We start from the raw sequence: 8392 nt of genomic DNA, 5'->3' as shown, positions 1-8392 counted from the left end.
CCATTTACCGGTGAGAAAAATAAGAAGAAATAAAGAAATTCTTTAGAATTAGTGAGTGAATGTGGTGCAGGCGGGAAACCCCTTCAGTGGGCCTTTTAGGCCAAGGCCGGTAAGAGAGGCTTTCAGCCGCAGAGCAAACCACCAGTTCACACTGGTGGTTTTGATTGTTATAGCTTCGTTTACTCCTAACCACAGACAGGCCTGTCTGTGGTTTTTTGTGATTACATCCTTTGTATTAGCAAATAATAAAATTTGGAGGAATTAAAAATGAATACACGTAAATTAAAACAATTAGTAAATCATAACGGATTAGAAATCTTAGAAGAAACGATAAAAATAAATGAATCTGGTGTCGACTTTCAAGTGGCGCATGCGAAAGATCGAAACGGTGATAAATGGATACTAAGGGTGCCGCGCAGATCAGAATCTATGAGACATGCTGTACAAGAGAAAAAGGCGTTAGATATCATTCATAGCCATGCAAACTTCCAAGTGCCCAATTGGACTATCTTTTCAGCAGACTTAATTGCTTATAAGCAATTAAAGGGAGTTCCTGCCGCTACTATTGACGTCGAAAAACAAGATTATGTATGGAGTTTTGATAATACCAATGTACCACCTGAATATGATTGCTCACTTGGAATCGTTCTAGCGAATTTACACTCATTGCCTCATCATGTATTTAAACAAAGCGGTGTTAGCATTAATGATGCTAGTGAGGTAAGAGTTTCTATGAAACAGCGAATGGAACGTGTGAAAGAACAATACGAAGTAAATTCACATTTATGGGACCGCTGGCAAGCATGGCTAGCTGAAGACTCGCTTTGGCCAACTCATGTAGGGGTTAAACATGGGGACCTACACCCAGGCCATACGCTTATCGATCAGTCCAATCATGTAACAGGCATAATTGATTGGACAGAAGTAGGGATAGCTGATGTATCAGTTGATTTCATGTCTCATTATCTACTCTTTGGTAAAGATGGACTTAAAAAGTTAATCGATGCTTATGACAATGCCGGGGGAAGAACGTGGTCCAGAATGGACGAGCATGTTATTGAGCTTCTAACAACAAGTGGCATCACTGTAGCAGAATACGCTCAAGTTTCAGGTTTAAAAGAGATGCATGAAACAGCCGCGCACATGCTTGCAAGTGAAGAGTAATTAATGTGTAGGGGGTCTCAAAGGGTTTGTTCCTTTTGAGACACCCTTTTTTAATTGCTAGGGTAAGGGAAGTGAAAAAGACCATATTGAATTGGAGTGACAGGCTAGGTAGAAAAGAAGAAAAATTGATGGAGAAGGATGAAAAACAAAAGAAGCGGGAAAAACCGGGGAATGTCTTTCAGTAAACGGATGAAGGACAAAAGAAGTGAGAAAACAGATGGAGTGTCCTTCATCAAGCCGATGAAGAACAAAAGAAGTCGGAGAAGCAAAAGAAATGTCTTTCATCAAGCCGATGAAGGACACAAGAAGTCCGAGAAGCAAAAGAAATGTCTTTCATCAAGCAGATGAAAGACAAAAGAAGTCGGAGAAGCAAAAGAAATGTCTTTCATCAAGCTGATGAAAGACAAAAGAAATCGAAGAGCAAAAGAAATGTCCTTCATCAAGCTGATGAAGGACACAAAGAGTTAGAGTAAGCACCTATTTTCCTTCATTTCGTTTGAAGATGGCTCGTATGGAATACGATCTATCCCAAGAAGAATTAGCTAAAAAAGTAGGGGTCACAAGGCAAACTATTGGCTTAATCGAATTGGGGAAATACAACCCAACCTTAAATTTATGTATTGCCATTTGCAAAGCTTTAAATAAAACGCTAGATGAATTATTTTGGGATGAAGAGATGTAGCAGTTATCATTAATTCCTAGTGCAACAAATGAATACTAGTGTTATAATGTTGGAAACTATTTACAAAATGCGGTGAAGAGAAGAGTAAATAGAACGTGTCTTTACAGAGAGCTCCGCTAGCTGAAATGGAGTAAGAACCGTTTTGTTGAATCAAGACTCTGAGCAGTACATCGGAACCTCACTGGGGATGGTGTAACGGGGGCTCACGTTATAGAGTTAAGGTATAAGCATATTCATGTCGTACCTAATAAGATTAATATGGAAACATATTAATGAACTGGGGTGGCACCACGATTGGAAATCTCGTCCCCAAGACTCAAAGTCTTGGGGGTGGGATTTTTTGTGTTATTGAAGAACATAATCTAATTAGGAGTGTACGAAATGGACATAAACAAGATAGTGAAATCGTGGAAGTATCCATCCATTTTGTTAGTTGGAATTGGCATATCTAATGTAGGGGCTTGGATTTATTTACTTGCATTAAATTTGGTTGTATTTGACCTGACGGGATCTCCTCTAGCCGTTGCGGGACTTTATATATTGATTCCTTTAGCTACGATCGTAACCAATATATGGTCAGGTAGTTTAATTGACCGATTAAATAAACGAACCTTAATGATTGTCCTAGATTTGTTTCGAGCGGTTTGTATATTTGCCTTACCGTGGTTACTAGATGCATCGATTTGGTTGCTTTATATTATGGTCTTTTTAATTAATATGGCTACCGCTATGTTTAGTCCCACCTCGATGTCCTATATAACAAAATTAATCCCACTTGAACAAAGAAAGAGGTTTAACTCACTTCGTAGCTTAATAGATTCAGGTGCCTTTCTAATAGGACCAGCTATTGCAGGAATTCTATTTATCATAGGAACACCGTTTTTTTCTATATTCATAAATGCAGTAGCGCTATTTCTATCAGGGATTATAACCCTACTTATTCCTAATCTAGAAAAGTCGTCAGCTATAAGAACAGAGGAGAAATGGTCGTGGCAGCTAGTAATAAGAGATTTTCATACTGTTATGACGTTTAGTCGTAACAATGTTTACATTATGCTTATTTATTTTTTATTTAGTTCCGTTATCGTCATGACGGCAGCTGTTGATTCTTTAGAAGCAGCATTTGCTAAGGAAGTCTTGAATCTTTCTGATAGTGACTATGGTTTTTTAGTTAGTATTGCAGGTGCCGGTATTATTATAGGAGCCATATTGAATACCCTTGTTGTAAAAAAAATAGCTACTTCCACTTTAATGGGAGTAGGTTGTGTCTTTGTTTCCATTGGTTATATCATTTATGCATATTCAGGTGCGTTTCCTATGGCGGCTTTAGGCTTTTTTATCCTGGCTTTTTTCCTAGCATTTGCAAACACGGGTTTTCACACTTTTTATCAGAATACCATTCCTATTAAAACGATGGGAAGAATCATCAGTTTATACGGGCTAGTTCAATCCATTCTTGTTTTACTAACAACGGTGATCATGGGGATCGTGGCACAATTGATTTCTATTCAAGCTGTCGTTATTGCAGGTGCTTTCCTTATGTTATTGATTGCTGTTATATTATGTTGTTTTACTTTTCAACCCTCAAAAAGACAGTACGAGCAATCGGCGGAATTTGATAGAATGAATGTTTAAAGTAGTGGGGTACTGAGGGATGTTCATGATTTTAACGAATTTGTATTTTGGGATGATCGTTAAGAAGACACAAAGGGAGAATTCAGGGGAAGGTGTGGTTGAGTAATGAGAGGGGTGAGGGGATATACCCCCTCTACCCTTTTATGTCATTCGAATCTTTAACGCTTAATCTGGTCAAACATCCAATTAATCATCTCTTGGTTATCATAAGCTGGAACCCATGAACCATGGTTATATCCTAATTCTTTAGGATATTCAGTATAAATCGGATTCCCTCCAGCCTCTCTTATAGCCTCAATCGCATCTCTTGTATGTGAAACAGGAATAATACCATCGTCTTCAGCATGAAATGCCCAAATAGGTTTGTCTTTAAGAATATGTGCAGTTTCTGGATTTCCTCCCCCGGCAATCGGGACCATTGCTGCAAATAAATCTGGATACTTAATATTTAAGTTGAACGTTCCATATCCACCTTGGGAGAGTCCTGTTGAGTAAAGACGATTTGTATCAATGTTGTATTCTCCTATTACTTTTTGAAGGATCTCGTAAGCTGTTCCTAGGTCTTCTGAAAATTCAAAGACTCTAGCTAGATCTACAATGTTATCATAATTTCTTGTAATGCCGAATCCGCCGTCATGTTGGTTTCTTGCCTGTGGAGCAAGGACAAAAGCGGGATTTTTCGCTTGGTTTTCAGGGGCTGCCCAGATTACCGCACCATCATTGGCAGTTAGTTGCCTATTATTGTCTGTTCCACGTTCTCCACCACCGTGTAGGAATAAAACGAGAGGGTACGAAACGGAAGGGTCGTAGTTTTCTGGAACATATAGACGGTACGGCATCTTATTATATTCAAATTCTAGAAATTGATCAGCAATTTTCTCTCTACTCAAAAATTCATATGTGAATGTAACTACTTCACTGTGAGTGTTTCCGTTGCTTTTGTTAAGCGCTTTGCCGTTCCCATTGCCCTGTACAGCAATTGTTTTAAGGGTTACATCTTCACTTACTACAATCGGATCAGTATATAAAGTGCTATTGTTCGTTGGGGTACTACCGTCTGTTGTAAAGTAGATTTGTGTACCAGGTGTAGGAGTTTCTAACGTTACAACCTGCTCTTTGTAGTATTGTCCTGTTTCATGAGAGGCAATAGGTGAGATTACGTTCCCGTTATTTTTGTTATTGCTGGCCAAAGCCGGCATAGTAAAGAGCAAGAAAAGAGATACGCATAGTAACGAACTTCCTATCAAGAATCTCAATCTGCTATTTTTCATAACATCTCCTCCAAGTTAGTTTTGATAAGTTGAAAACGTTAAAGACATACCAAAGAAAAAGTAAGGTAAATAGTTTTTGGAATATTAAAAATACTAAGTATATAGTCCTCCTCTTTTTTTGGATTTCCCATAAACTAGAATTACCTGTTAGCGTTTACATAGTGTAGTACGAGGAATTTTACTCTGTCAATAGACAACTTTTTAAAAGATCGAGTGAAAAAACAAGAATTTCCCTGTTAAAATAAGTGTTAGACACTAGAAAAAAATTTTTTCTACTGACGTGGATAAAATAGGTTCGCAAGGAGGTAAAAAATGCCTTACGAAAACTTAAAAGACCTTTCGATAGAAGACCAATTAGAATGGTTCAAAGCCGCCATCCATTCGATACACGACGGGGTACTTGTAATCGACTCAGGTGAAATTGTGAGATTAATTAACCCGGAATATACCCGTATTACCGGAGTCCTACCTGAAGACATTATTGGAAAACCACTTCGGTCTGTTCGACCGAAAGCTCAGCTTGTTGAGACGTTAAAAGACGGGAAGGAACGGATTGGTGTGTATCGACAAGAAGGCAATGTTGAATATGTTGTCGATATGGCTCCGATTGTTTTAAACGGAGAAATCATCGGGGCTGTTTCCATTTGTAAAGGGTTAACGGAAGTACATAAGCTTTCAAAAGAACTAGAGAAAAACAAGCAAAAACTTTCACAACTAAAAGAGCAGATGGGATCTTTGTATCAAGCTAAATACACGTTTGATCAGATTATTGGTGCGGAAGGTGGATTAAAAGAAGTAGCTTACTTAGGAAAAAAAGCTGCGGAATCTCATTTGCCGGTGTTAATTATCGGGGAAAGTGGAACGGGAAAAGAACTGTTTGCTCAAGCGATTCATAATGCGAGCTCTCGTGCTGATCAGCCGTTTATTCCAGTGAACTGTGCTACGATTCCGGCATCACTAATCGAAAGTGAGTTATTTGGCTATACAGAGGGGACTTTTACGAGTGCGAAAAAGGGTGGCAAACTAGGACTATTTGAAATAGCTAACTCGGGGACGATTTTTCTAGACGAGATCGGAGAATTATCTTACGAGCTGCAGGCAAAGCTGTTGCGTGTCTTACAGGAAAATACGATTCGAAGAGTAGGGGAAGCGAGAGAAAGACAAATCGATGTCCGGGTCATTGCAGCAACGAATCGTGATCTTCACCAACTCATTGAAAAAAGTCTATTTCGCGAGGATTTATTCTACCGTTTGAATGTGTTGCATCTTGAGATTCTTCCACTCAGGGAACGAAAGCAAGATATTCCTAAGATCGTTGATTTTATATTGAATAAGCATGACAGTCAGTCAGGTAATGAACCCTTCTACCGGTTAGATGAATCAACGTTAGCTATTCTACAAGCCTATGACTGGGTTGGAAATGTGAGAGAATTGAAAAATACAATTGATTACGCGATTTGTATGACGGATGGGGGCGAGATTTTTCCTGAACATTTGCCAAGTACATTTCATAATTCGGAAGTAACGGTCTCTAACTATAGGACGAATAGGTATTCGTTAAAAGAAGCCGTTGACGAGACAGAACGAAGAATGATCACAGGCGCTCTATCACAATACGGATCAGGACTTGAAGGGAAAAAAAGAGCAGCGGAAGCATTAGGAGTCTCATTAGCCACTCTTTATAACAAAATGAAAAAGTATACGATTGCCGATTTCTAAAGAATTAGAATTTCAGTTTGAAATTTCTAACTTTTTAGAAACCTAGATCCGGCCAAAGGTTTAAGCTAAGAAAATGACGTCCTAACAAAATTCGATTTCTAACAAATTAGAAACTCACGAAAGAAAAACGCTTACAAAAAGCGTTTTTTATTTTGGCACAGTTGTTGCATTTAGTTTACTAAGCAATGGCGACAAGGGGGATAGGTGAGGGGAATCGGTTTTTGTTAGAGGTAAGCAGAATATAACAGATTGAGTCAAGGTTAATGAGGTGAATGTCATGTTGAAAATAGGGAGTGGAGCTGGGTTTTCAGGGGATCGCCTGGAACCAGCCGTAGAATTAGCACAAAAAGTTGATTTAGATTATTTAGTGTTAGAATGCTTAGCGGAACGAACCATTGCGATTGCCCAAAAAGAAAAGAAGAAGGATCCAACAAAAGGATATGATCCATTACTGAGTGATCGAATGCATGCATTGCTACCAGTACTGAATGAAAAACGGTTTCGAATCATTACGAATATGGGGGCTGCAAACCCAATAGCAGCAGCAAAAATGACAATTGAAATTGCAAAAGAACAAGGCATCTCATGCAAGATTGCCGTTGTAACCGGTGATGACGTTGTAAAGGAACTCGACACGGACCAAGAGATTTTAGAAAACAATTACACTGTAAAAGACTATCAAACGATTTCTGCGAATGCCTACTTAGGAGTCGATGCCCTGCTCCCGGCTTTAGCAACGGATGCCGATATCATTATTACAGGTCGAGTGGCAGATCCATCGCTCTTTCTTGCACCGATGATCGATCATTACGGTTGGTCGATGGATGATTATGAGAGGATAGGTCAAGGAACCGTTGTTGGTCACTTACTAGAATGCGCAGGGCAAATTACTGGGGGCTATTTTGCTGACTCAGGAATGAAGGAAGTACCAAACGTAGCTGAATTAGGATTTCCATATGCCACCATTCAAGAAGATGGCACAGCGATCATTTCAAAGACCCCTCATTCTGGTGGAGTGGTGAATCTAATGACTGTCAAAGAACAATTATTATATGAAGTACACGATCCTACCCATTATTTGACACCAGACGTAACAGCTGACTTTTCCAATGTGAAACTTATTGAAGTTGGCGAGAACGAAGTGAAGGTTTCTGGAGGTACTGGGAAAGAGAAACCAACTAGCTATAAGGTATCCATTGGATATCATGCAGGTTATTTAAGTGAGGGAGAAATCTCTTATGCAGGAACAACGGCTGTTGAAAGAGGGAAGATGGCTGAAACGATTTTAAGAAGGCGTCTCTCTAAAGAAATTCCTGATATGCGTATCGATCTGATTGGATGTACGTCGGTGCACCGAACGAGTTTTGGTTCACATCAACCGTATGAGGTAAGACTCCGTGCTGCAGCGTTATGTGAAAATCAGGATGTGGCCAAACGATTAGGAAATGAAGTGGAAGCTCTGTATACGAATGGTCCTTATGGAGGCGGAGGCGCTAGGAAGAAAGTTTCTGAGTGTGTAGGAGTTGTATCTACGTTAGTAGATAGAAATGTCGTTGATAACCAGGTAAGTGTGGAGGTGTTTCGATATGAACAGTAATTCAATCAAACTATATGAAGTCGCTCATAGCAGGGCAGGGGATAAAGGAAACACTTCTAACCTATCACTCATCCCATATAATGAAAAAGATTACGAATGGCTCGGGGAAGTCGTAACGGCAGAAAAAGTGAAAGAACACTTAAAAGATATTATCGACGGAGAAGTTATTCGCTATGATGTGTCATCGATAAAAGCATATAACTTTGTTTGCAAAAATAGTTTGCTAGGGGGAGTTACGACATCGCTTGCGTTAGATACTCATGGAAAGAGCTTAAGCAGCGCGTTATTAGAAATGGAAATTAATCTACCATCGTAATTTCAAGG

Annotated in this window: 8 protein-coding genes and 1 other annotated feature; of the genes, 7 read left to right on the top strand and 1 reads right to left on the bottom strand. The window is 39.3% G+C overall.

Annotation, left to right across the window (positions count from 1 at the left end; genetic code table 11):
- The first annotated feature begins 267 nt into the window (after window positions 1–267).
- The 4 genes from N0O92_RS11360 (at window position 268) to N0O92_RS11345 (ending at window position 3481) form a co-directional block, all read left to right on the top strand.
- Window positions 268–1164, top strand: a complete 897-nt coding sequence (locus N0O92_RS11360) for a macrolide 2'-phosphotransferase (protein WP_315614770.1) — start codon at window positions 268–270, stop codon at window positions 1162–1164.
- A gap of 326 nt (window positions 1165–1490) precedes the next feature.
- Window positions 1491–1637: a hypothetical protein gene (locus tag N0O92_RS11355; protein WP_315614769.1), complete on the top strand. Its 147-nt coding sequence runs from the start codon at window positions 1491–1493 to the stop codon at window positions 1635–1637.
- A 29-nt stretch (window positions 1638–1666) separates the two neighbouring features.
- Window positions 1667–1846 carry a helix-turn-helix transcriptional regulator gene (locus N0O92_RS11350; protein WP_315614768.1) on the top strand — a complete coding sequence of 60 codons (180 nt, stop codon included), beginning with the start codon at window positions 1667–1669 and terminating at the stop codon, window positions 1844–1846.
- Window positions 1847–1909: 63 nt separating this feature from the next.
- Window positions 1910–2160 (top strand) — a binding site (T-box leader).
- A gap of 73 nt (window positions 2161–2233) precedes the next feature.
- A complete protein-coding gene (locus N0O92_RS11345) occupies window positions 2234–3481 on the top strand; it encodes an MFS transporter (RefSeq protein ID WP_315614777.1) in 1248 nt (415 codons plus the stop codon).
- A 158-nt stretch (window positions 3482–3639) separates the two neighbouring features.
- Here the strand turns inward: N0O92_RS11345 and N0O92_RS11340 are convergent, their stop codons facing one another.
- Window positions 3640–4752, bottom strand: coding sequence for a chitobiase/beta-hexosaminidase C-terminal domain-containing protein (locus N0O92_RS11340; RefSeq protein ID WP_315614767.1), 1113 nt, complete (start codon window positions 4750–4752; stop codon window positions 3640–3642).
- Between the two features lie 312 nt (window positions 4753–5064).
- Between N0O92_RS11340 and N0O92_RS11335 the strand changes: the two genes are divergently transcribed.
- The 3 genes from N0O92_RS11335 to N0O92_RS11325 all read left to right on the top strand — a co-directional run bounded on the left by N0O92_RS11335 (window position 5065) and on the right by N0O92_RS11325 (window position 8384).
- Window positions 5065–6471 carry a sigma-54 interaction domain-containing protein gene (locus N0O92_RS11335; RefSeq protein WP_315614766.1) on the top strand — a complete coding sequence of 469 codons (1407 nt, stop codon included), beginning with the start codon at window positions 5065–5067 and terminating at the stop codon, window positions 6469–6471.
- A gap of 277 nt (window positions 6472–6748) precedes the next feature.
- Window positions 6749–8068, top strand: coding sequence for an acyclic terpene utilization AtuA family protein (locus N0O92_RS11330; RefSeq protein WP_315614765.1), 1320 nt, complete (start codon window positions 6749–6751; stop codon window positions 8066–8068).
- Window positions 8058–8384 (top strand): AtuA-related protein, encoded by a 327-nt coding sequence (locus N0O92_RS11325; protein WP_315614764.1) that lies wholly within the window; start codon window positions 8058–8060, stop codon window positions 8382–8384. The genes N0O92_RS11330 and N0O92_RS11325 overlap by 11 nt, the downstream gene beginning before the upstream one ends.
- Window positions 8385–8392: the final 8 nt, after the last annotated feature.

It is taken from the genome of Alkalihalobacillus sp. MEB130 (genome assembly GCF_032335535.1).
Lineage (GTDB): Bacteria > Bacillota > Bacilli > Bacillales > Bacillaceae_D > Halalkalibacter.
Note: the sequence above shows the minus strand (reverse complement) of the source record. Positions and strands in the feature narration are given on the sequence as shown.